Source organism: Streptomyces lydicus (assembly GCF_001729485.1).
Lineage (GTDB): Bacteria > Actinomycetota > Actinomycetes > Streptomycetales > Streptomycetaceae > Streptomyces > Streptomyces lydicus_D.
On sequence record NZ_CP017157.1, the window covers coordinates 3,220,216 to 3,241,362 of the forward strand.

The window sequence follows — 21,147 nt, forward strand, 5'->3', positions numbered from 1 at the left end:
TGCGGCGATGCGCCATGAGCCGATGCGTCATGGGCGGATCGCCGCAGCCAGCCCCGGTACAACCCTTTGGAGTCTCCGTGCCGTTACGGATAGCCGTCACTGCTGAGCCGATACCTTCGCATGTGTCCGCGCTCGATTACGTCATCGGCCCGGCCCTTGAGCAGGGCCACGATGTCGCGCTCCACGCCCCTGTGATGTTCCGCCGCGAAGCCCGGCGGCGCGGAGTGGAGTTCCACCGGGCCGGGACGGACTGGACCTGCGATCCGGCCGTTCAGCAGGCGGCGAGTGAGATCTGGAAGGAGTACGGAAACGCACCCTTCAACCGCTACGTCTTCGGTCGGCTCTGGCCGGATCAGGCCGAGGCGAAGGCGCATGATCTCCTCACCGCGTGGACACGGGCGCGTCCTGATCTGGTGATCGCCGAGTGCAGTGACCTCGGCGCGCACCTTGCGGCGAAGGTCCTGGAGCTGCCCGTGTTCGCGGCGGACAACGGCCTCGGCCCGGTGCTCCTGGATCTCTGGGACACCGACATCGCGCCCGCGTTGACGCCCCTCCACAAGCAACACGGGCAGGACGCACCCGTGCTGCCCCCGATGCTCACCCCCGCGCCGGTCCAGTGGTTCTACGGGACGCCCCCGCCCGCGGCGCGCGCGGTCCGGCGTACCGTCGCGGAATTCCGGACCGCCCGGCCCGAGCGGCTGGACCGCGATCCCTCCGACCGCCCGCTCGTCTATGTGAGCCTCGGCACCCTGACCACCGCGATGTCCGGTCTCCGGACCGTCGTGGGGAGCGTGTACCGGGAGATCATGGCGGCACTCTCCGCCATCGGCTGCGAGGCAATCGTGTCCGCGGGAGACCTCGCGGGGGACCTGCGGAGCGCGGACCCCCGCATCCGGATCGTCGAGCACGTCCCGCAGCCCGCGCTCCTGCACCGTGCCGACCTGTTCGTGACGCACGGCGGCCGGGCATCCCTGCTCGACGCGGTGCAGGGCGCAACGCCGGTGCTGGGCATGGGCGTGCTCGGCGACCAGCCCGGCAACGCCGCCGCGTTCGCCCGGCGCGGCCTCGGCCGCGCGCTGGAACTCACGGCGACACGCGGCGAGATCGCCGACGCCGTGACGGCCGTCCTCGGCGGCTCCTGCTACGACGCGGCCATGACCGCCGCCCGTGCCGAGCTGTCACAGCTGCCACCGCTCGACCTCACGGAGCTGCGGGGCGGCGCGTGATGCGGACGTGATCGGGGTGCGGTGTCACGGGACGGATGGTGACCTGTCTCAGCGAAGGTTCTGCAAATCTCAGCGAAGTTGCTGACAACTGTCGTTAATCTCACCGACGTTGAGGATCCGTCCGGCCGTGACAAGCCTCGCTCTCGCCCGCCGACGCTGGTCCGAGACCAACCCGTAAGTCAGATGCACTCATCCCCACACTGGAGGTTCCATGCCCAAGGGCTACTGGGTCAGCGTCTACCGCACCATTTCAGACCCCGAGAAGCTGGCTGCCTACAACAAGCTGGCCGGTCCGGCCGTCAAGGCCGCGGGCGGTCGGACCTTCGCCCGTGGCGGTCGGGTCGTGGCGCATGACGCCGGAATCGCCGAGCGCACCGTCCTGATCGAGTTCGACAGCTTCGAGCAGGCCGTCGCGGCGCGCGAGAGTGCGGCCTACCAGGAGGCGCTGGTCGTCCTCTCCGACGGCGTCGAGCGCGACTTCCGTATCGTCGAGGGCATCGACTGACCGAGGTCCAGTCGGATCTCCACTGAAGAGCAGCAGGATTCTGGGGTATACCGGCCCGCTCCCGTGAAGGGCGTCACCAGCTGGTTCCCGCACGGCGCAGGCAGCCTGGCCGAGACCGGCGGCGGTCAGGTCCTGCTCGCGCAGCGGGGTGAAGTCGACGTCGCCTTGCGCCTGTTCTGGGTGGCGAAGGAGACGTCGACCTCCTTGCCCTCCTCGTCGAAGGCGGTGATGTGGTCGCCGCGGGCCGCCTGGTGCCGCTGGGCGTGCGCGAGGGCGTCCAGCACCCGGCTGTCCTCGCTGGCCGCGGTGAACTTCAGCTTGTCGTTGTCGGCCAGGTCGAACATCACCGCCCGGTCCCGGCCGATCTGCCGTACAGCAGCACCTCCCAGAAGTTGCGATCAGGGCCTCGGCGATCTCTGGCCTCGCGAGCCGGATCTGCTCCAGCTCCGCCTTGGCCTTCTTGATCTTCATCGCCACGCGCTTGCAGAACATCGTCGCCAGGTCGTCCCGCACCCGCATCCGCGCCTTGTGCGTCCAGGCCGCGACCAGCGCGATGCGCTTGACGGGGACGAAGTCCCGCAGGTCCGCAGCGTCCGACGCGTCCGCCTCCCCAGCGAAGTCGGTGACCTTCCCCGCGGCGACTCCGTCCATTACAGACCAACGGTGGTCGCCCTTCGCTGTCACAGGTCACGGACGGACCCAGTTCGGGTCTTGCTTCGGCGAACAGTTCCGATATATCGTTGAAGCATCGCAATAGGTCAACGATAGAGAAAGGGAGACGTCATCATGCGTTCCCAGGGAAACGAACACGGGTATGAGCGTCGGCACGAGCACTGCGGTCCCGGGCGCCACGGCGGGCGCGGCGACTTCGCGGGCGGCTGGGAGCGGCGGCGCTCCGCATTCGGGCCGTTCGGGCCGCCTTTCGGGGGCCCGCCCTTCGGTGGCGGCCGGGGCCGGGGCGGACCGCGCGGCCGGGCGCGCCGCGGCGATGTGCGGGCCTCGATACTGGCCCTGCTCAAGGACCGTCCGATGCACGGCTACGAGATGATCCAGGAGATCGCCGAGCGCAGCGGCGGCGCGTGGAAGCCGAGCCCCGGCTCGGTCTATCCGACGCTGCAGCTGCTGGAGGACGAGGGGCTGATCGTCAGCGCCAGTGAGGGCGGCAAGAAGCTGTTCTCGCTGACCGAGGCCGGACGCGCCGAGGCCGACAGCGGCTCGGACGCCCCCTGGGAGGACGCCGGCCGCGGCGTCGACTGGGAGGCGATGAACGAGATACGCAAGGCGGGCGGCGGTCTGGTTGAGGCGTTCCGTCAGGTGTGGGCCACCGGTAGTCCCGAGCAGCGGGAGAAGGCCATGGCGGTGGTCAACAAGGCCCGCAAGGAGCTGTACCTGATCCTGGCCGAGGAGGACTGAGCGGCCGGGCCGGCGACGGCAGGGGGCTTGCGGGCCGGTAGGGGGCTCGGGGATTCAGGTGACCAGGCCCGCGAGCTTGCGCAGGGATTCGTTCAGGGCGGCGTTCGCCGAGTCCTTGAGCTTGCCCGCCATCAGGGACACCGCGGCGCCGGTGAACGTCCCGTCGATCCGCAGTGCCGTCGCCCCGCCGTCCGGGGTGAGCGCGTAGCGCATCTCCAGGCTGACGCCCATCGGGCCCTTGCCCGCGATGTCCAGCAGCCGGCCGGGCTCCAGTTCCCGGACGGTCCAGGTGACCTCCGCGGGGAAGCCCATCAGCTTCATGTTCTCCTCGTACGTCGCGCCGACCTCCAGCGTCTGCGGGCCGCCGTGGGGGAAGGCGGTGTGGGTGGCGTTCCACTCGCCGTACGACGTGAAGTCGGTGAGCCGGTCCCAGACCTTCTCGGCCGGTGCCTCGATGCGGGCCTGGGCGGTGACTTCGGCCATGCGATCACCCCTTCGGTGACGGTCCTGGCTGGTGCCGCGGAACGTAGCCGTGCGGGGGTGAAGGTTCAATACCGAAGGCGCCATACTTCTGATGGGGTGTCAGGTTGTTGGTGGTGGCCCGTCGGGTCGGCGCCCGGGATGTCCGGCCTCCACGATTCCCCCATATCTTCTGCGTGGGATCTCCTCCGTAAGGATGAGATCCCACGCGGTCGTCCCCAACCAACGTCGGATGCGCAAATGCTTCCCGGCGGGGATGTCCGGACGCCCGGGGACTGGTGGGGTGGAGGCTGTGCAAAACCGTACTGCGTACAGTGGCGGCGACGGATCCGCCCGGGAGGACCCCGAAACCCAGCTCACCGTGGAGCTCGCATCGGTGGTTTCCGCCGCCCGCAGGCGGGCCACCCGGGACGGCGACCGCCAGGTCGACACCGCGCACCTGCTGCACGGCCTCCTGGAATCCGACCCCGCCGTACGCGCCGCCTTCGACGGCGGACCGCAGGTCGCGCGGCTGCTCGGCTACCTCGTCCAGCGCAGCATCGGCTACGGACTCCGGTGGCACGGCACGGTGGAGGACTCCGGCGCGGTCCCCGCGGTCACCGAGGGCAGTGTCCCCGGCTGGTCACCGGCCGCGGCCGCGGCCATGGACGGCGCACTCGACCGCGCGCACGCCCGCTACGCCACCCGGGCCGGCTGCCTCGACCTCCTCGCCGCGCTGGTGGACGACCCCGAGTCCCGGGCCGTGGAAGTGCTGCGCCGGGCCTGTGTCGACACCGCCCGGATCGCCGCCCGACTGGACGGGGAGCGCCCCGGCCAGGACTGACAGGGGTCTCGGGGGTGGCGCTGCTGACGACGGCTGTCATGATGACCCGATGCACGCGTCTTCCGGTGGCCCGGCAGGTCCCTCGACCGGCCCGGGCCAGGCAACCCCAGGGGCCCTGGCAGACCGCCGGCCGTTGTCCGCCCACACGCCGGGCCGCACCGGCGCGCGACGGGGACGCGGCGCCGGCTTGGCCATCGCCCTGCTGTCCGCCGTGGCCTTCGGCGGTTCCGGTGTGGCCGCCAAGCCGCTCATAGCCGCCGGCCTCGAACCGCTCCACGTCACCTGGCTACGGGTCGTCGGCGCCGCGCTGGTGATGCTGCCGCTGGCCTGGCGCCACCGCGCGCTGCCGCGCCGCCGGCCCGGCCTGCTCGCCGGCTTCGGGTTGCTCGCCGTCGCCGGCGTGCAGGCGTGCTACTTCGCGGCCATCTCCCGCATCCCGGTCGGCGTCGCGCTGCTCATCGAGTACCTGGCCCCCGCCCTCGTCCTGGGCTGGGTCCGCTTCGTGCAGAAACGGCCGGTCAGCCGCGCCGCCGCGGTCGGCGTCGTGCTGGCCGTCGGCGGTCTCGCCTGCGTCGTCGAGGTCTGGTCCGGGTTGACCTTCGACACCGTCGGCCTGGCGCTGGCGCTCGGCGCGGCCTGCTGCCAGGTGGGCTACTTCGTGCTCTCCGACCACGGGACCGACGACGAGGACGCGGCGGACCCGCTCGGCGTGATCGCCTACGGCCTGCTCATCGGCGCCGCCGTCCTCACCCTGATCGCCCGCCCCTGGGAGATGAACTGGTCGGTGCTCGACGGCGGTGCGGACATGAACGGCACCCAGGTGCCCGCCGCCGTGCTGCTCGGCTGGATCGTGCTGGTCTCCACGGTGGCCGCCTACCTCACCGGGGTGGTCTCGATCCGCCGGCTCTCTCCCCAGGTGGCGGGAGTGGTGGCCTGTCTGGAGGCGGTCATCGCGACCGTGCTGGCGTGGGTGCTCCTCGGTGAGCACCTCTCCGCACCGCAGATCGTGGGCGGCGCGGTGGTGCTGGTCGGCGCGTTCATCGCGCAGTCCGCCAAGCCGACGGCGACGGACACGGTGGTGGTCGCGGCGGCCGGGGCGGTCACCGGGGAGGCCGCGGTCCCCGGTCCGCCGGGTGGCGCCGCCGGCGTTGACGCACCCGACGGCGCTGCGTCCCCGGCGGGCGACAGGGCCACTGGCCACCTGCGGTCATGACGTGTGGCCGGTGAGGGCGCCCGGTAGGGTGGCGATCATGCATTCGACCGTGTTGCCCCCTCCCGCCGCGTAAGGCGGGCGGCGGCCTCCGAGGACATCCCGGCTCGGGCAGGTTCCCGAGCTGATCGTCGCTGCCCGCACACGGGACCACGCGACCATTTCCACGGCGCTCCGCGCCGTGCCGGATCTCCCGGAGCACTTCCGTCATGCATGCCACTCCTTCCCCCGCCCTGCCCGTGGGCCGGGGTCTGCTGTACGTGACCTTCGCCGCGACCGCCTGGGGTACCGCGGGGGCGGCCGCCGCCCTCCTCTACCGGGGCAGCGGGCTGGGTCCGATCGCCCTCACCTTCTGGCGCACCTTCGGCGGGCTGGTCCTCCTGCTCGCCCTCCGGACGCTGCTGCGCCGCCGGTCCGGCGGCCGGGCCGTACCCGCCCCCTACGAGCCGTGGCGGCGGCGCGCCCTCCGCGTCGTGGGGACCGGGGTCGCGCTCGCGGTCTTCCAGGCCGCCTACTTCGCCGCCGTGGCCACCACCGGGCTGGCCGTCGGCACCGTCGTCACCATGGGGGCCGGGCCCGTCCTCATCGCCATCGGGGCGCGCGTCACCATGGGCGAACACCTCGGCGTGGGCGGTGTCCTGGCCGTCGCCGGGGCGCTGGCCGGGCTGGCGGTCCTGGTCCTCGGCGCGGACGGCACCGCGACCGTGCGTCCGGCCGGCGTCGGTTACGCCCTGCTGTCCGCGGCCGGCTGCGCCGCGATGACGCTGATCACCCGGCGGCTCGGCAGGGGCGGCGACAGCGATCCGTACGCCTCGACGATCAGTGCCTTCGCGGTCGCCGCGCTGTGCCTGCTGCCGCTCGCGGCGGTGGAGGGGCTGTGGCCGCAGGCGTATCAGCTGGGTCGCAGCCTCTGGCTGATGGGCTACATCGCGGCGGTGCCGACGGCACTGGCCTACGGGCTGTACTTCGCGGGGCTGGCCGCCGTCCGGGCCGCGACCGCGTCGGTGGTCTCACTGATCGAGCCGGTGTCGGCCGCGGTCCTCGCGGTGCTGTTCCTGGGGGAGCGGCTCACGACGGCGACGGCGGTGGGAACCGGGGTGCTGCTGACGGCCGTTGCCGCGTTGGCGGTGACGGAGGCGCGCGGAGCGCTGGCGGCCGCGCGGTCCGCGGCTCCGGCGGCGGGCTGAGGACGGGCGCCCGGCCGGTTCGCACCGGCCGGGCAGCCGCTCCGCAGGCCCGGGCGGTGGGGCCGCCGGGCCCGGCCCCGTCAGGACGCGGGCGTCTCCTCGGGGGTGGCGGCCGCTGCCAGGCGCCGCTGCTGATGGGCGCGGGCCGCCGCGTCCCCGGGGCCGTTCCGCTCGGCGAGGCGCGCCGAGACACGCTGCTGCACCGCCTCGCTCCGCTTGCCCCCGTACTTGAACTTGGCGCGCACGTCGCGCACTTCGAGGCGCAGGCCGCGGATGCCGGACAGCAGCCGCCCGTACGGGGCCTCGCCCGCGGTGATCGGAGCCGAACCGCCCTCGGGCTGGAAGTGGCCCGTCTGCCGCCGCAGCAGCGCCGCCTTGGCCTCCGGGTCGTCCACGACATGGGCGGTGCAGGTCAGCTGGACCGCGGCGTAGAAGCTGGTGGGGACGCCGTGCTCGGGCGGCTGGTCGTCGGCCGCCTGCCAGGGGCCCGGGATGAAGGTGTAGTCGTCGACCACGCTCAGCAGGACCGTCGGCCGGTCCTCCAGCGCCGCCCACATCGGGTGGGGACGGGCGAGGTGGGTGACGGCCTCGCGGCGCGCGGGGTCGTAGGCGAAGTGCAGGGGCTGCACCAGCGGCGGTTCGCCCGGCGGCCCGTGGGCCGCCAGCTGCCCGAAGTCGTGTGCCGCGAGCCAGCGTTGCCACTCGGCGTCGTCGGCGGGGGCGTCCCAGGGGTGGATCAGCACGGTGGCTCCTCAGCGGGCGGGGAGGTACGCCGGCGCGGGGATGCCGGACGCGAGGTCGTCGGACGGTATGGGCGCGCCGTACACGGGTGCCACGGGCAGGACGCCGCTCCAGTACGGCAGCGCGAGGTCCTCGGGCTCGTCGTGGGGGCCGCCGGTACGGATCTTGGCGGACACCTCGCGCAGGTCGAGGCGGATCACGGCGGTGGCGGCCAGCTCCTTGACGTTGCCGGGCCGGGAGTCCGCGGCGCGCCCGGGTAGCACGTGGTCGACCAGCGCGTCGAGCGCGGCCGACTTCTCCTCCTCGTCGGTGACCTGGTAGGCGGTGCCGTGCACCACGACGGAGCGGTAGTTGATGGAGTGGTGGAAGGCGGACCGGGCCAGGACCAGGCCGTCGACATGGGTGACCGTGACGCAGACCTCGAGGCCGGGGTCCGGTGCCTGGCCAGCCATCCGCAGCGGCCGGGACCCCGTCGAACCGTGCAGGTAGAGGCGGTCGCCGACCCGGCCGTAGAGCGTCGGCAGCACGACGGGGGAGCCGTCGCGGACGAAGCCGAGGTGGCAGAGGTAGCCGGCGTCGAGGATGCCGTGCACCGTCTCGTGGTCGTAGGCGGCGCGGTCGCGGGAGCGGGTCGGGGTCGTCCGGTCGGTCGGGACGTACGCCTCGGCTCGGGCCATTGCGATCTCCATTGCACTAGTGCATAATTGCGTTTGTGCTAGGAGAGTATCGGATCGAAGGGCGGCGCGCATCGGAGATTGCCGCCAGTGTCGAGCGAGCCATCGGTGCGGGCGAGCTCCAATCGGGCGAAGTCCTGCCACCGCTGCGGGAGTTGGCCGTCTATCTGGAGGTCAATCCCAATACGGTCGCGTCCGCCTACCGCACGCTGCGCGACCGCGGGGTGATCGAAACCGCGGGCCGGCGCGGCAGTCGCGTCCGCTCCCGCCCCGCGAGCACTCCGCGCGAGGCGCTGCGGGTGGAGGTCCCACCGGGGGTCCGCGATGCCTCCGACGGCAACCCCGACCCCGCCTTGCTGCCCCCGCTGGAGCGGGCGCTGGCCGAGGCGGCCGAGCGCAGCGCCCGGCGCCCCGCGCTCTACGGCACGCCGGCCGTCGACGAGGACCTGGCGGCGCTGGCCCGCACGGCCCTCACCGCTGACGGCGTCAGCGCCGGGCCCGTCGCCGTCACCAGCGGTTCGCTCGACGCCATAGAGCGGGTGCTCTCCGCCCATCTGCGGCCCGGCGACACCGTGGCGGTGGAGGACCCGGGCTGGGGCAGCCTGCTCGACCTCATCCCGGCGCTCGGGCTCCGTCCCGTACCGGTGGAGGTGGACGACGAGGGCCCGCTGCCCGAGCAGTTGGCGCGCGCCCTCGACGGCGGTGCTTGTGCCGCCGTCATCACCGACCGGGCGCAGAACCCCACGGGTGCCGCCGTCAGCCGTGCCCGGGCCGGTGAACTCCGCGGCCTGCTGGCCGGCCACTCCGGCGTCCTCCTCATCGAGGACGACCACGGTCACGGCATCGTGGACCTCCCGCTGCACCCGCTGTCCGGCGTCACCGACCACTGGGCCCTGGTCCGCTCGACGGCCAAGGCGTACGGCCCGGACCTGCGCCTCGCGGTGCTCACCGGCGACGCCGTCACGGTGGACCGGGTGCGGGGCAGACAGGGCCTGGGCCCCGGCTGGGTCAGCCATCTGCTCCAGGACACGGTGCTGCATCTGTGGCGCACCTCCGCCATCGATCCGACGGTGGTGGCCGGGGCGTACGGCCGGCGACGGGACGCGCTGATACGCGCACTGGACGAGCGGGGAGTGCGGGCGCGGGGCCGGAGCGGAATGAACGTCTGGGTGCCGGTGCCCGACGAGACCGGCGCGGTGGCCCGGCTCCTGCACTCCGGCTGGGCGGTGGCTCCCGGCGCACGCTTCCGCCTCCAGTCCCCACCCGGCATCCGCATCACCGTCTCCGGCCTTGCCGACCACGACATCACCCCGGTGGCCGACGCCGTTGCCGGGGCGATGGGGAGGGGGGAGGCGCGGAGGTACGAGTGAAGTGGGGGAGGGCGAGTGGGGCGGGGCGTGCCAAGGGGCCCGGGGGCGGTGGCCCCGAGTCCGGAGGCCCGAAGCCTGTGCGCCGGGGGCGGACCGGGGCGTGGCTCCCGGACTGCGCTCGGACGGCCGGGCGGCTTCGGCCGGGCTGCTTCGTCCGGGCGGGCTGTGCGTGGGCCGCTTACCTGCGGTGCGCCGCCGAGCCGGGGTCGGTCGCCGAGCCAGGGCCGGTCGTCGAACTGGGGTCGGCGGTCGGGCGGGGTTCGGTCGACGGGCGACGGCGGCTTTGGGTGAGGGCGGCGCCGGCCAGGATGATCAGGGCGCCCAGTGGGGTGTTCCAGCTCAAGTTCTCGCCGAGGAGGGCGACTCCGGCGGCGGTGGCGATCACGGGAACGAAGTAGGTGACCATCTGGGCCGTGGTGGGGCCGACCTCGGCAACCAGCCCGTACTGGAGGAGGAAGGCGAAGCCGGTGCCGAGCGCGCCGAGGGCGAAGACGGCGAGCAGAGGGACGAGCGGCAGGCCGGCCGGAGCGGTCGTGAACAGCGGGGTGATGACGGCGAGTTGGGCGGTCGCCAGCAGCATCTGGGTGCTGGACATGGCGAGGTGGGAGTGCGGCGCTCCGGCCAGGGTGCGCCGGACGTAGATCCAGCCGATCGGGTAGCAGAGCGACGCGCCGAGCGCCATCGCCGTGCCGGTCAGGTCCGTGCCGGCGAAGCCCTGCCAGGCGCCCAGCACGGTCAGTACGCCCAGGAAGCCGATGCCGAGGCCCGCCACCCGGCGTCGGGTGGGACGGTCCTCCGAGAGCGCCACAACCGACAGCGCCATGCCCCACAGCGGGGAAGTGGCGTTGCAGATGCCGGCCAGCGTGGAGGGGATGGTCAGCTCGGAGTAGGCGAAGAGGGAGAACGGCAGCACATTGAGGAAGAACGCGGCCACCGCGAGGTGCCCCCAGGTGCGGGCGGAACGGGGGAGCCGCTCGCGCTTCACCAGGAGGATGGCCATCAGCACCAGCGCACCAAACGTGACCCGGCCGAGCGTGACCTGAAGCGGCGCGAAGCCCTGGGTGCCCACCTTGATGAAGAGGAAGCTGAATCCCCAGATCAGGGAGAGAACGGCGAAGCGGAGCCGCCAGCCGAGGACGCGGGAGCGGCGGACGGATCCGTTGCCGGTTCCGGGGGAGGCCGGCGGGGCCGCATCAGCCGGCGTGGTGGCAGGGGTGGAGAGGGCGGCAGGTGCAGCGGAGGGCGCAGGGGTGGCGCAGGCGTCCGGGACGCCGGTGGCGGTGCTCATGACGTCAACGATGCGGTCTGCAACTTCGTAGAACAAGCGAGATTTCGTGGGAGGTATCGCTTAGCATTGCTTACATGTTGAACCTGGATCGCCTGCGGACACTGAGCGCGGTGGCCCGCCACGGCTCGGTGAGCGCGGCAGCGGACGGACTCCATGTGACGACCTCGGCCGTCTCGCAGCAGATCGCCAAGCTGGAACGGGAGACCGGGCAGCAGCTGCTGGCGAAGAATGGGCGCGGGGTGCGGCTGACCGACGCCGGACGGCTACTGGCCGACCACGCGGTGCGCATCCTCTCCCAGGTCGAGCTGGCCCAGGCCGAGCTGGAGGCGCACCGCGGCCAAGCCGTGGGTGAGCTGCGGCTGGGCGCATTCCCCACCGCGGCGCGCGGCCTCCTGCCGCCCGCGCTCGCCGCACTCCGTGTCGATCATCCCCAGCTGCGCGCGGGCCTGACCGAGATGGAGCCGGACGAGTCGGTGCGCGGCGTGGTGCGCGGCGACATCGACCTGGCGGTGGTCCTGGACTGGTACAACCGGCCGCTGTCGCTGCCCGAGGGCCTGGCGAAGGCCCCGTTGCTGGACGATCCCGCGGATGTGGCGATGCCGTCCACGCATCCACTGGCCGGGCGGCGGTCCGTGGAGCTGGAGGAGTTCGCGGACGACGAGTGGATCTCCTGGCCGCAGGGGGAGTTCTGCAACGAATGGCTGATGTTCACCCTCCGCAGCAAGGGCATCGAACCGCGCGTCGCGCACATGGCGGAGGAGCACGGCACCCAACTCGCCCTGATCGCTGCCGGGTTGGGTGTCGCGGTGGCCCCGCGCCTGGGCCGCGGACCGGTGCCGGAGGGGGTGAGCGTGGTGCCCGTACGCCATACGATGCGTCGCCATGTGTACGCCATCTGGCGCGCGGACGCGGACCGCAGGCCCTCGATCCGCGCCGCCGTGAGTGCGCTCCGTGCGGCGGGTGAGCGTGTCGAGGGTTGCTGAGACGGTGCCGCATCCGGCCCTTCCCTCAGCGCGTGTCTGTCCGCCGTGGCGCCCGCGCTGCCTGGTTTGCCCGGTGTCCGCTGGTTGTAGCCTCAGCCCTTATGAGTTGGCTGCCTGACGATTTCGTCCACCCCGTCCACGTGCCCGTTCCCGGCACCGCGCTGCACCTTCGGCCGATCCGGGAGTCGGACACCGCGCTCGACTACCCCGCCGTGATGGGCTCCCGAGAGCGCTTGTGGGAGATCTTCGGCCCGGCCTGGGACTGGCCCCAGGAGACGATGACGTATGAAGAGGACCGCATCGACTTGCTGCGGCACGAGAAGGAGATAGCCGCGCACCAGTCGTTCAACTACGCGCTGCTGGACGAGGAGGAGACGGCGATCCTCGGGTGTGTCTACGTCGACCCGCCCGAGCGCACCGGCTCCGACGGAGAGATCTCCTGGTGGGTGGTGGACGACCTCGTCGGCGGCGAGGAGGAGCGCGCGCTCGACGCGCTGGTGCCGCGGTGGATCGCCGCCGACTGGCCCTTCCAGCGGCCCCGTTATCTGGGCCGCGACATCACCTGGCAGGACTGGCTCGCGCTGCCGCGCGCTTCGTGACACCTCCGGCGCGGTGCCCCGGACGGCGTCCTTGCGGAGCGTCTGCTCGTTGCCGGCAGTCCGGATCGCCCACCGAAAGCGGCGCGGGCGCCCGCGTCTCCCGTTCCCGCGCCTCCCGTTCCCGCGCCTCCCGGTGCCGGATCAGGCGCGTGGGACGATGCCGCGAATGACGTCGAGCTCCAGCAAGTCCTGGGGACGGATGCGGAGTTGGTCGGCGGTGTCGTGGATCTGCCCTACGTCGCGCTTGAGGATGGCGGCGGCCAGTTCCGGAGCGATCACCGAGAAGTAGCTGTCCGGGGTCGCCCAGAGCCGGCCGGGCGCGGCCAGGGCCAGTGCGCCGCCCGATCCGCCCTCGCCGATGAGCAGGGACGTCACCGGGACCCGGGCGGTGGCGAGCGCCGCGAAGCAGTCGGCGATCGCCGCCCCGGCGCCGGCCCGCTCGGCCGTCGCGTCGTTCGCGGCCCCCGGGGTGTCCACGAGCGTGAGGACGGGGATGCCGAGGTGGTCCGCGAGCCGGACCAGCCGGGCGGCGGTACGGAAGCCGGCCGGGTGGGTGGCCGTACCGCACTGGGCGGCGAAGGCGATCGTCCGGCCGCCCCGCCGGCCGAAGCCGCAGCGCAGGCCCGGGTCGACGCCCCCGCAGCGGTCGCCGCTGATCTCCTCGCGGTCGTCGAAGTACGCGGCCAGATACGCCTCGGCGTGCGGCCGCCCGGCCTCACGGGCGCGCAGCACCGCCTGCCAGCCGGACTCCGGCAACCCGGGCGCGCCGAGCGCCTTCGGCGGGGGCGCCGGCTCGACGTCGGGCCCGGCGGATCCGCCGGGCGGACAGAGCAGCCGCAGCCACCGTTGGAGCGTGCCGCGCAGCCGGTCGGCCGGGACCACGGCGTCGATCTGCCCGGATGCCAGCTGTCCCTCGGCGGAATAGGCGTGCGGATCGGCGTCGGGTGGGCGTACGCGCGAGCCGGCGAAGCCGATCTGGGCCCCCGGGAGCGCGAGGATCACATCGGCGGCCGCGCCGAGGGTGGCCCAGCCGCCGCCCGTCGTCGGGTCCCGGAGCACCGCGATCTGCGGCAGCCCCGCGGCGCGGTTCAGTGCGGATTGCCGGGCCACCCGCTGGAGTTGGGTCAGCGCGCGCATCCCCTCCTGCATCCGGCTGCCGCCGGTGGCGATCAGCGAGACGACCGGCAGCCGCCGCGCCCGGGCCTCGGCGTAGGCGGCCGCCAGCCGGTCGCCGGTGCGTTCCCCCAGGGAGCCGCCCAGATACCTGAACTCGAAGGAGAGCACGACGGCTTCGGTGCCGCCGATCACGGCCAGTGCGGCCACCACCGACTCGTCCTCGCCGGTCCGCGCGCGGGCCCGGGCCCGTGCCTCGTCATAGCCGCGCCAGCCGAGCGGACCGTCGGGTCCGGCCGGACCCGTGGGCAGCCTTGCCGGTGCCGTGCGGCCCGGTGGTGCGTTCGGCGGCGGTCCCGGGACGGCGGGCGCGCACCCGCCCGGTGGTTCCGGCAGCTCGCGGTAGCTGTCGGTGACCGCCGCCAGGGCCTGGCGGGCGGTCAGGCGGGTGCAGGGCAGGCCGCCGCCCTCATGCACGGAGTTCTCGCTTCATGATTTTGCCCATGTCGTTGCGCGGCAGCGCGTCCAGGAAGTGCACGGTGCGGGGTCGCTTGTGCGGCGCGAGCTGGCGGGCGACATGGTCGGCCAGCTCCTGCGCGGACGGCGGCGGACCGGCCTCCGGACCGCTCTCCGGTACCACCCAGGCGACGATCCGCTCGCCGAGATCCTCGTCCGGGACGCCGGTGACGGCTGCCTCGGCCACGCCGGGGTGCGCCAGCAGCGCGTTCTCGATCTCGCCCGCGCCGATCTTGTACCCGCCGCTCTTGATCAGGTCGGTGGCCTTCCGGCCGACGATGCGGTAGTTGCCGGCGGCGTCGCGGGTCGCCATGTCGCCCGTACGGAACCAGCCGCCGTCGAAGGCGGCCTCGGTGGCTTCGGGGCGGTTGAGGTACTCCACGAAGAGGTTCGGGCCGCGGACCTGGATCTCACCGACCGTCTCGCCGTCATCGCCCTCGACGGGCCGGCCGGCGTCGTCGACCAGCCGGACGTACACGCCCGGCAGCGGCACCCCGACCGTGCCCGCCGCGTCCGGGCCGTCCGCCCGCACGCTGGTGTTCATCAGCGTCTCGGTCATGCCGTAGCGCTCGATCACCCGCCGCCCGGAGGCCGCCGCGATCCGTTCGTGGTCGGTCAGCGGCAGCGCGGCCGAGCCGGAGACCAGCAGCCGGGCCCGGGCGAGCGCCTTGGCCAGCACGGGATCGCGGCCGGCCTCCGCGGCCAGCCGGTGGTACATCGTCGGCACGCCGAACAGCATCGTGCCGTCCGCCGACAGCTCCCGGGCGACCGCCTCGGTGCTGAAACGCCCCAGGTGGTGCACGCTGCCGCCGCGCCGCAGTGGGCCGAGGACGCCGAGGATCAGGCCGTGGACGTGGAACAGCGGCAGGGCGTGCACGAGGACGTCGTCGGCCGTCCACTGCCAGGCGTCCCGCAGGGCGTCCAGGGTGTGGGCCACGGCTCGGCGGGGGAGGACGACGCCCTTGGGCGGGCCGGTCGTACCGGAGGTGTAGACGATCAGGGCCGGGGCCTCGTCGCCCGGCTCCGGGGGCAGCGGCGCGGGCGCGGCCTCCTCGGGCGGCACGTCGGCCTCGACGTCGATGCGCGGCAGCGCCGCGAGCGGGCCCGGCAGGTCGGCGCCCGGCTCGGCCAGGACGAGGGAGGGCGCGCTGTCCGCCACGATGTGCGCCAGCTCGCTCTCGCCGATCTTCGGGTTCACCGGGACCGCGGCCACCCCGGCGAGCAGCGCGGCCACCACACCGACCGAGGTCTCCAGCGTCGGCGTCGCCCAGACCGCGATCCGGGTCCGGCCGGCGATCCGCTCGGCGAGCGCGCCCGCCACCGACGCCAGTTGGCCATGGCTCAGTGCGCGGTCGCCGAAGCGCAGCGCGGGGGCGGGGGATGCGTCGCGCAGTGCGGGGAAGAGCACGTCCACCGGTTCTCCTTCGTCCTCGTCGGCGTCCGGCCCGAAGCGGCCGGGTCGGCCCGCGCCTGCGCACCCTGCCCGGCGCGGAGCGGGCTGACCCTTCCCACTTTGGCAGAGACCACTGACAACGCGATCACCGCGCGGGGGGTGCGCCCGCCCCCGCGCTCCCGGCCACCCGCGCTCAGCCCGGGATCTTGCGGAAGTCCCAGGACGCGATCGACTCCGGTACGAGCCGCAGCCAGGCGTGCCGGCCGTCGTGCGGCATCGCGGCCGTGCCGAAGTACTTCCGGGCGAACCGGGCCTCCGGGGCGTCCAGTGCGGCACACGGTTCACCGGTCCGCGGCGCCTCACCGACGAACTCCGCACGGCCGGTGAGCTCGGCCCCGCGCAGCTCGTCGTACGCATGGCCGTCGTCGACCACCACCGCGATCCGCGGGTCCTTGCGGAGCTGGGCCCACCGCCTGCTGCGGGTGATCGAGTACAGCCACAGCGCCGTGCCGTCCCACGTGAACCACAGCGCCCCGACGTGCGGCGCGCCGTCGCCGCCGACCGTCGCGACCCGGCAGGTGCGCTGCTCGGTGAGGAACGCGTCCAGCTCGCCCTGGTCCATCATGATGCGGCGTCCGCGCCGCTGTGTGCCGGCCATCCGTCATCGCCTCCGCTGCCTGTCGTCACCGTGTCCGATGAGCCGCCCGAACTGACTGTGCGTCAGAAAGCATGGGTGCTCTTCCCGGCGTGCGCAATGCCCGGTACCCTCGCCCGTCCCGCACGGGACCGCCGCACCCCGGCGGGCCCGGCGACCGAACGGGCCCGCCGGGCTCGGCTTCCGCACCGGACCCGCCAGAGGGGGGCCGCCATGCCACCGGACACCGCACGGCTTGCCGGGCAACTGGCCCCGGCCTCGACGGTGTTGCTCACCGTCGAGTGTCAGCGCGGCGTGGTCGGACCCGACAGCGCACTGCCCGAACTCGCGGCGGTGGCCCGTGCGTCGGGAGCCCTGACGAACATCGCCCGCCTGGTGGCGGCCGCCCACGACGCCGGCGTCCAGGTGCTGCACGCGGTCGCCGAACGCCGGCCCGACGGCCGGGGCGCCAGCCGCAACGCCCGGCTCTTCAAGGCCGCCGAACGGCTGCCCGTCCAGCAGGTCACCGGGTCGACCGCGGTGCGCATCGCCGATCCGATACCGGTGTCGCCGGACGACCTGGTGGTGCGGCGGCTGCACGGCCTCTCCCCGATCGCCGGCACCGACGTGGACGCGCTGCTGCGCAATTTCGGGTGCCGGACGCTGGTCGTCACCGGGGTGTCGGCGAATGTGGCGATCCCCAACGCCGTGTTCGACGCGGTCAACCTCGGCTATACGGCCGTGGTCCCCGCGGACGCGATCGCCGGGGTGCCGGCCGACTACACCCCCGCCATGGTCCGCAACACACTCGCCCTGGTCGCCACCGTCACCACCACCGACGACGTGCTGACCAGCTGGAAGCGTCCGCACCGCGGTCGCTGAGCGGACCGCGAACCGTCCCCGCCCGCCCCGGTGCGGCGGCGGGGCGGGCGGCCGGTGCACGGCGGATGCGTCACCGGGCTGCTCGGCGCCGCAGAGCGGTGACCGTCAGCCCGGTGCGCCGAGCCGGTTCACCGATCGGGTACAGGGTGCCGCCGCCCATGGACAGACCTTCCCGAATCCCCCCCGCACGGGAGACTCAAGCCCCGGAGTGCACGGGGGGCGGGGCAGCGGCCGGACCGGAGGGCCGACCGGCCGGCTTCACGCCTGGAACTCGGTGAGGTCGATGGTGTGCACGCGCAGCGGAAAGCCGTACACCGGGTGTGCCACCTCGCGGGCCGGCACCATGCCGAGCTTGCGGATGACGTTCTCGGAGGCGGTGTCGCCGACCCGGTTGATGCTGATGACCCGGTCGAGGCCACGGTCCTGGAGCGCGAACTCCAGCGTGGCCTGGGCGGCTTCGGAACCGTATCCCTGGCCCCAGAACTGGGGGCCGAGCCGCCAGCTGATCGCCACGGCGGGCATGACCTCCGGCAGGAACTCGGGCACCGACAGACCCGTGAAGCCGGCCAGTTCGCCGGAGGCCAGCAGCTCGACGGCGAAGAGGCCGAAGCCCTCCTCGTCCCACTCCTCCTCCCACCGCTCGATGTCCTCCGCCGTCCGGTCCAGGTCGCGCACCGAGCCGTCGTCGATCCAGTGCATGGCCCGTGGGTCCCCGTTGATGTCCGCCATGGGCACCAGGTCGTCGTCGTGCCATCGACGGAGCAGGAGGCGGGGGGTGCGGATCTCGGTCATGGCGCCCATCCTGCCGAAAGCGGGAGCCGCACCGGTAATCGGCCCCGTGCCGTGCCGCCGTCGGGCGGGGGCGCGAGGAGGCGCAGCCGTCTTCCGGACGACAATGCGCGGTGTGGTCGCCGGGCCGCTGCTCTGGCATCATGAGGAAAGTGGAACTTTGCTCCGGTTTGCCGTACGAGCAGTGCTCCTTTGTGATGCTCTGCGGCGTTTTGTGCCGGATGACGGCGGGAGGAGTGGCGCGGTGAACGACAGGGGCGAGGGCGCAGGGCGCGCAGCCCGGCCCAAGCGGACGGACGCTCGGCGTAACGAGGAGACGCTGCTCGACGCGGCAGCCGCGGTCTTCGTCACGTCAGGCGTGGAAGCGCCGGTACGCGACATCGCGGCCAAGGCCGGCGTCGGGATGGGCACGATCTACCGCCACTTCCCGACGCGCGCGGATCTCATCATCGCCGTCTACCGGCACCAGGTCGACGCCTGCGCCGAGGCCGGGCCGACCCTGCTGGCGACCAGCGCGACTCCGTACGCCGCACTGCAGAGGTGGATCGACCTCTTCGTCGATTTCCTCGTCACCAAGCACGGACTCGCCGCCGTGCTGCAGTCCGACAACACCGGCTTCGAGACGCTGCACGCCTACTTCCTCGACCGCCTCGTGCCCGTCTGCGCCCACCTGCTCGACGCCGCGGCGGGTGCCGGCGAGATTCGATCCGACCTGGCGGCGTACGAGCTGATGCGCGGCGTCGGGAACCTCTGCATCGGCGCGGACGGCGACGCCCGCTACGACCCGCGGCGGCTGGTCGAGCTCCTCATCGCGGGACTACGCCGGCCGTCCTGACCCTCGGCCGGTTCCTCAGCGCTCGCGTCAGCCCTCGGAAGCCCCGCGCCGGTCCTGCTGCTTCCGGTAGAGGGCGATGGCCTGCTGCGGTGGGTAGTTGGGCAGCGTCGACACCGTGCCGGTGTCCTTCGCGACGACGACGCTGCTGCCGCCGGGCTGCGCCGGGAGCGGCCGGCCGTGCGCGTCGACGGGCGCCGCACGCGTCGGGTACGTCGCGTACACGAGATAGCCCAGATCGAATTCCCGCACCCGCAGCACGGCGGGGCTTCCGTCGGCGTCGCGCGGCCGGCCGAACCGGCCGCGCACCCACTCCAGGGCCTCCTGCGGACTCGTCGGCACCGCCCGTGGACCGGCCGGGGAGCTGTTGTCCGACGTCATGGGCATTCCTTCGGCCAGGGGCGGGGATCTGCTCGGCTAGTGTCCCCCGCATGAGTGAGGAGATCGCGGCACTGGTACGTCGACTGGCCACCGGGGACCGGGCGGACCGCCGGGCCGCGCGGGACGGGCTGGTCGCTCTCGGCGCACCGATCGTGCCGCATCTCCTGCCGCTGCTGCGGGAGGCCGGAACACCGGGCTGCTCCGCGGCCGAATCCTGTCTGGAACGCCTCGGACCCGCGGCGATCCTTCCGTTGCGGGCCGTGCGGAGGGAGGGCCCGGGGCAGCTGCGGGCGGCCGCCCTGCGCATGCTGGCGACGCTCGGCGGCGGTGACGCCCTGAGCGCAGCGGACCGGGCGGCCGTCGAGCGTCTGGTACGGATCAAGCTGCTCGACGAGGAGCCCGGCGACCTTCCTGCCGACAGCTGGATCGCGGTGCCCGGGGCGGAAGTCAGCGAGATCGTCAGGGCGTTGGAACTGCACCACGCACTTCCCGTGACGACCGCGATGGGGCTGTCCGCCGCCGTTCACCACGAGAACTCACTCACCCGCGGCGCCGACGACGCTTCCCGGGCCACGGTCCACCGCGTCTTCATCACCCCGGAATTCGAGGGCTGGCGGCTCCTCTACGGCGCCGACTACCTCCGCGACCACTGGGCGTCAGCCGTCGAACGGCTCAGCGCGCACTGCGGGGAAGCCCATTTCTACGCCGTGGACGACGGCAACGGCGCCCAGGTGTGGTGGGTGTCGGAGCACGGACGGGACAGGCGCGGCCACCGCACCTACGGCGACCCGGAGTGGGTGGGCGAGCCGATGGAGTTCGAGCGGAGGCTGATGCCGGGCGAGGACGACGAGCCGGGTGACCCGGACGAGGTGGCGGAGTACGCCGACGGGGTGCGGGACCCGGAGGAGGTCGCGTCCTGGATTTCCGTCCAGCCGACGGCGGTCGAGGTGCTCGACCGAGTGGGCCACGGCTGGCTCGCCGTGACCAGCGACGACGTCGGCCCCGGCGGGTTCGCAGGCGCACTCGACATCTGAGCACGGGCGGGGAGCGGGCCGCCGGCGTGCGGGAGGGACCGCGGTCCCTTAGCCTCGGAAGCCGGGGGTGGACACTGCCGCTGTCCCGGGACGCGAGGAGTGAGGCTCCATGGAGATCTTTCCCCCGATTCCGCTGGCGCAGTGGAAGGACTCCAAGGAGACGCTGCACCGCTTCGCGCAGGTCATCGGCAAGATCCGGCTGGCGAGCAGCCCGCGCCGCAATCACTGGTGGAACGTTCCGTACCACGTCACGGGCTGCGGCATCACGACCCGCCCGATGGGCCTGGTCGACGGAAACCCGATCTTCACGGTCGACTTCGACTTCGTCGAGCACCTGCTGATCGCCCGCGCCCTGGACGGACGCACGGCGTCCTTCTCACTCCTCGGGCAGTCCGTCTCCTCGTTCCACGACAACGCCCTGGAGGCCCTGCGCGCGGTCGGCGTGACCCCCGTCATCGCGCGCCCCCACCCGTTCGACCTGCCCGACGGCCGACGGAACTTCGCCGAGGACACCGAACACGCCGCCTACGACCCGTTCTGGGTCAACCGCTACTGGCAGGTGCTGAGCCAGGTCGCGATGGTCCTGGAGGAGTTCTCCGCCGGCTTCTCCGGGAAGATCAGCCCGGTGCACCACTTCTGGCACACCTTCGACCTGGCGGTCACCCGCTTCGGCGGCCGAACGGTGGAGCAGCCTCCACACGTCGACCCGGTGACCCGCGAGGCGTACTCCCGGGAAGTCATCAGCGCCGGGTTCTGGTTCGGCGACGACGCCTTTCCCCGCCCGACCTTCTACTCCTACGCGGCGCCGGAGCCGGACGGCCTCGCCGCGCAGCCCCTGCGCCCCGAGGCCGCCCGCTGGGCCGAGCTACGGGGAAGCCACCTGGCCCTCCTGGATTACGAAGACGCCCGCGCAACGGAGCACGCCCGGGAGACGGTCCTCGACTTCTACGAAACCGTCTACCGGTCCGCGGCACTCCTCGCGGACTGGGACGTCGATGCCCTGGCCTGCCCCGAGGGCATGACCGACCCCCAGGCCCTGCGAGGCGGCTGACCGCCCCGGGGCCCGAGGAGGCC

At 73.1% G+C, this 21,147-nt stretch carries 23 protein-coding genes; 13 read left to right on the top strand and 10 right to left on the bottom strand.

Annotated elements, in window-relative coordinates; genetic code table 11:
* The first annotated feature begins 122 nt into the window (after positions 1 to 122).
* On the top strand, positions 123 to 1,226 hold the full coding sequence (locus tag SL103_RS13835) for a glycosyltransferase (RefSeq protein ID WP_244303907.1): 1,104 nt from the start codon (positions 123 to 125) through the stop codon (positions 1,224 to 1,226).
* A gap of 211 nt (positions 1,227 to 1,437) precedes the next feature.
* Positions 1,438 to 1,731 (top strand): DUF1330 domain-containing protein, encoded by a 294-nt coding sequence (locus SL103_RS13840; protein WP_069569145.1) that lies wholly within the window; start codon positions 1,438 to 1,440, stop codon positions 1,729 to 1,731.
* Between the two features lie 125 nt (positions 1,732 to 1,856).
* Here SL103_RS13840 and SL103_RS13845 read toward each other — a convergent pair whose 3' ends face one another.
* Positions 1,857 to 2,075 carry a hypothetical protein gene (locus SL103_RS13845; protein WP_069569146.1) on the bottom strand — a complete coding sequence of 73 codons (219 nt, stop codon included), beginning with the start codon at positions 2,073 to 2,075 and terminating at the stop codon, positions 1,857 to 1,859.
* A 442-nt stretch (positions 2,076 to 2,517) separates the two neighbouring features.
* On the opposite strand from SL103_RS13845, the gene SL103_RS13855 reads away from it, so the two are divergent.
* Positions 2,518 to 3,144 (top strand): PadR family transcriptional regulator, encoded by a 627-nt coding sequence (locus SL103_RS13855; protein WP_069569148.1) that lies wholly within the window; start codon positions 2,518 to 2,520, stop codon positions 3,142 to 3,144.
* A 54-nt stretch (positions 3,145 to 3,198) separates the two neighbouring features.
* Here the strand turns inward: SL103_RS13855 and SL103_RS13860 are convergent, their stop codons facing one another.
* Positions 3,199 to 3,627: a type II toxin-antitoxin system Rv0910 family toxin gene (locus SL103_RS13860; RefSeq protein WP_069569149.1), complete on the bottom strand. Its 429-nt coding sequence runs from the start codon at positions 3,625 to 3,627 to the stop codon at positions 3,199 to 3,201.
* A 289-nt stretch (positions 3,628 to 3,916) separates the two neighbouring features.
* Between SL103_RS13860 and SL103_RS13865 the strand changes: the two genes are divergently transcribed.
* From SL103_RS13865 to SL103_RS13875, 3 genes are all read left to right on the top strand, one after another.
* Positions 3,917 to 4,447: a Clp protease N-terminal domain-containing protein gene (locus SL103_RS13865; protein ID WP_069569150.1), complete on the top strand. Its 531-nt coding sequence runs from the start codon at positions 3,917 to 3,919 to the stop codon at positions 4,445 to 4,447.
* Between the two features lie 49 nt (positions 4,448 to 4,496).
* Positions 4,497 to 5,660 carry an EamA family transporter gene (locus SL103_RS13870; protein ID WP_079145733.1) on the top strand — a complete coding sequence of 388 codons (1,164 nt, stop codon included), beginning with the start codon at positions 4,497 to 4,499 and terminating at the stop codon, positions 5,658 to 5,660.
* A 206-nt stretch (positions 5,661 to 5,866) separates the two neighbouring features.
* A complete protein-coding gene (locus SL103_RS13875; RefSeq protein ID WP_069569152.1) occupies positions 5,867 to 6,844 on the top strand; it encodes a DMT family transporter in 978 nt (325 codons plus the stop codon).
* An 80-nt stretch (positions 6,845 to 6,924) separates the two neighbouring features.
* Here SL103_RS13875 and SL103_RS13880 read toward each other — a convergent pair whose 3' ends face one another.
* Together SL103_RS13880 and SL103_RS13885 are read right to left on the bottom strand one after the other, a co-directional pair.
* Positions 6,925 to 7,587, bottom strand: a complete 663-nt coding sequence (locus SL103_RS13880) for an FMN-binding negative transcriptional regulator (protein ID WP_069569153.1) — start codon at positions 7,585 to 7,587, stop codon at positions 6,925 to 6,927.
* A gap of 9 nt (positions 7,588 to 7,596) precedes the next feature.
* Complete coding sequence (locus SL103_RS13885) at positions 7,597 to 8,274, bottom strand: pyridoxamine 5'-phosphate oxidase family protein (protein ID WP_432215354.1); 678 nt, start codon at positions 8,272 to 8,274, stop codon at positions 7,597 to 7,599.
* A 23-nt stretch (positions 8,275 to 8,297) separates the two neighbouring features.
* Here SL103_RS13885 and SL103_RS13890 point away from each other — a divergent pair, with 23 nt between their 5' ends.
* A complete protein-coding gene (locus tag SL103_RS13890; protein WP_069569155.1) occupies positions 8,298 to 9,629 on the top strand; it encodes an aminotransferase class I/II-fold pyridoxal phosphate-dependent enzyme in 1,332 nt (443 codons plus the stop codon).
* Positions 9,630 to 9,807: 178 nt separating this feature from the next.
* Here the strand turns inward: SL103_RS13890 and SL103_RS13895 are convergent, their stop codons facing one another.
* Positions 9,808 to 10,917 (bottom strand): DMT family transporter, encoded by a 1,110-nt coding sequence (locus SL103_RS13895; protein WP_069569156.1) that lies wholly within the window; start codon positions 10,915 to 10,917, stop codon positions 9,808 to 9,810.
* 74 nt (positions 10,918 to 10,991) lie between these two features.
* Here SL103_RS13895 and SL103_RS13900 point away from each other — a divergent pair, with 74 nt between their 5' ends.
* Both SL103_RS13900 and SL103_RS13905 read left to right on the top strand, forming a co-directional pair.
* A complete protein-coding gene (locus SL103_RS13900; RefSeq protein WP_069569157.1) occupies positions 10,992 to 11,900 on the top strand; it encodes a LysR family transcriptional regulator in 909 nt (302 codons plus the stop codon).
* 101 nt (positions 11,901 to 12,001) lie between these two features.
* The gene (locus SL103_RS13905) at positions 12,002 to 12,499 is read left to right on the top strand and encodes a GNAT family N-acetyltransferase (RefSeq protein WP_069569158.1); all 498 of its coding nucleotides are present in this window, start codon (positions 12,002 to 12,004) and stop codon (positions 12,497 to 12,499) included.
* Positions 12,500 to 12,640: 141 nt separating this feature from the next.
* Here the strand turns inward: SL103_RS13905 and SL103_RS13910 are convergent, their stop codons facing one another.
* From SL103_RS13910 to SL103_RS13920, 3 genes are all read right to left on the bottom strand, one after another.
* Positions 12,641 to 14,089 carry a carboxyl transferase domain-containing protein gene (locus SL103_RS13910; RefSeq protein WP_244303908.1) on the bottom strand — a complete coding sequence of 483 codons (1,449 nt, stop codon included), beginning with the start codon at positions 14,087 to 14,089 and terminating at the stop codon, positions 12,641 to 12,643.
* Complete coding sequence (locus SL103_RS13915; RefSeq protein WP_069569159.1) at positions 14,082 to 15,542, bottom strand: acyl-CoA synthetase; 1,461 nt, start codon at positions 15,540 to 15,542, stop codon at positions 14,082 to 14,084. The genes SL103_RS13910 and SL103_RS13915 overlap by 8 nt, the downstream gene beginning before the upstream one ends.
* Positions 15,543 to 15,714: 172 nt before the next feature.
* Positions 15,715 to 16,179 (bottom strand): pyridoxamine 5'-phosphate oxidase family protein, encoded by a 465-nt coding sequence (locus tag SL103_RS13920; RefSeq protein ID WP_069569160.1) that lies wholly within the window; start codon positions 16,177 to 16,179, stop codon positions 15,715 to 15,717.
* A 210-nt stretch (positions 16,180 to 16,389) separates the two neighbouring features.
* Here SL103_RS13920 and SL103_RS13925 point away from each other — a divergent pair, with 210 nt between their 5' ends.
* On the top strand, positions 16,390 to 17,037 hold the full coding sequence (locus SL103_RS13925; protein WP_069569161.1) for a cysteine hydrolase: 648 nt from the start codon (positions 16,390 to 16,392) through the stop codon (positions 17,035 to 17,037).
* 258 nt (positions 17,038 to 17,295) lie between these two features.
* On the opposite strand, the gene SL103_RS13930 is transcribed toward SL103_RS13925, so the two are convergent.
* The gene (locus SL103_RS13930; RefSeq protein WP_069569162.1) at positions 17,296 to 17,829 is read right to left on the bottom strand and encodes a GNAT family N-acetyltransferase; all 534 of its coding nucleotides are present in this window, start codon (positions 17,827 to 17,829) and stop codon (positions 17,296 to 17,298) included.
* A 241-nt stretch (positions 17,830 to 18,070) separates the two neighbouring features.
* Between SL103_RS13930 and SL103_RS13935 the strand changes: the two genes are divergently transcribed.
* A complete protein-coding gene (locus SL103_RS13935) occupies positions 18,071 to 18,661 on the top strand; it encodes a TetR/AcrR family transcriptional regulator (RefSeq protein ID WP_069569163.1) in 591 nt (196 codons plus the stop codon).
* A 27-nt stretch (positions 18,662 to 18,688) separates the two neighbouring features.
* On the opposite strand, the gene SL103_RS13940 is transcribed toward SL103_RS13935, so the two are convergent.
* Complete coding sequence (locus tag SL103_RS13940; RefSeq protein WP_069569164.1) at positions 18,689 to 19,039, bottom strand: hypothetical protein; 351 nt, start codon at positions 19,037 to 19,039, stop codon at positions 18,689 to 18,691.
* A 50-nt stretch (positions 19,040 to 19,089) separates the two neighbouring features.
* On the opposite strand from SL103_RS13940, the gene SL103_RS13945 reads away from it, so the two are divergent.
* A complete protein-coding gene (locus SL103_RS13945) occupies positions 19,090 to 20,073 on the top strand; it encodes a hypothetical protein (RefSeq protein WP_069569165.1) in 984 nt (327 codons plus the stop codon).
* 109 nt (positions 20,074 to 20,182) lie between these two features.
* Positions 20,183 to 21,124 carry a DUF5996 family protein gene (locus SL103_RS13950; RefSeq protein ID WP_069569166.1) on the top strand — a complete coding sequence of 314 codons (942 nt, stop codon included), beginning with the start codon at positions 20,183 to 20,185 and terminating at the stop codon, positions 21,122 to 21,124.
* Positions 21,125 to 21,147: the final 23 nt, after the last annotated feature.

Excerpts from the sequence above, each read along its gene's own strand:
- SL103_RS13925 (WP_069569161.1), top strand. The coding sequence starts at position 16,390 with ATGCCACCGGACACCGCACGGCTTGCCGGGCAACTGGCCCCGGCCTCG.
- SL103_RS13905 (WP_069569158.1), top strand. The coding sequence starts at position 12,002 with ATGAGTTGGCTGCCTGACGATTTCGTCCACCCCGTCCACGTGCCCGTT.
- SL103_RS13940 (WP_069569164.1), bottom strand. The coding sequence starts at position 19,039 with ATGACGTCGGACAACAGCTCCCCGGCCGGTCCACGGGCGGTGCCGACG.
- SL103_RS13855 (WP_069569148.1), top strand. The coding sequence starts at position 2,518 with ATGCGTTCCCAGGGAAACGAACACGGGTATGAGCGTCGGCACGAGCAC.
- SL103_RS13950 (WP_069569166.1), top strand. The coding sequence starts at position 20,183 with ATGGAGATCTTTCCCCCGATTCCGCTGGCGCAGTGGAAGGACTCCAAG.
- SL103_RS13860 (WP_069569149.1), bottom strand. The coding sequence starts at position 3,627 with ATGGCCGAAGTCACCGCCCAGGCCCGCATCGAGGCACCGGCCGAGAAG.
- SL103_RS13895 (WP_069569156.1), bottom strand. The coding sequence starts at position 10,917 with ATGAGCACCGCCACCGGCGTCCCGGACGCCTGCGCCACCCCTGCGCCC.
- SL103_RS13885 (WP_432215354.1), bottom strand. The coding sequence starts at position 8,274 with ATGGAGATCGCAATGGCCCGAGCCGAGGCGTACGTCCCGACCGACCGG.
- SL103_RS13930 (WP_069569162.1), bottom strand. The coding sequence starts at position 17,829 with ATGACCGAGATCCGCACCCCCCGCCTCCTGCTCCGTCGATGGCACGAC.
- SL103_RS13945 (WP_069569165.1), top strand. The coding sequence starts at position 19,090 with ATGAGTGAGGAGATCGCGGCACTGGTACGTCGACTGGCCACCGGGGAC.
- SL103_RS13845 (WP_069569146.1), bottom strand. The coding sequence starts at position 2,075 with ATGTTCGACCTGGCCGACAACGACAAGCTGAAGTTCACCGCGGCCAGC.
- SL103_RS13900 (WP_069569157.1), top strand. The coding sequence starts at position 10,992 with ATGTTGAACCTGGATCGCCTGCGGACACTGAGCGCGGTGGCCCGCCAC.
- SL103_RS13840 (WP_069569145.1), top strand. The coding sequence starts at position 1,438 with ATGCCCAAGGGCTACTGGGTCAGCGTCTACCGCACCATTTCAGACCCC.
- SL103_RS13870 (WP_079145733.1), top strand. The coding sequence starts at position 4,497 with ATGCACGCGTCTTCCGGTGGCCCGGCAGGTCCCTCGACCGGCCCGGGC.
- SL103_RS13875 (WP_069569152.1), top strand. The coding sequence starts at position 5,867 with ATGCATGCCACTCCTTCCCCCGCCCTGCCCGTGGGCCGGGGTCTGCTG.
- SL103_RS13920 (WP_069569160.1), bottom strand. The coding sequence starts at position 16,179 with ATGGCCGGCACACAGCGGCGCGGACGCCGCATCATGATGGACCAGGGC.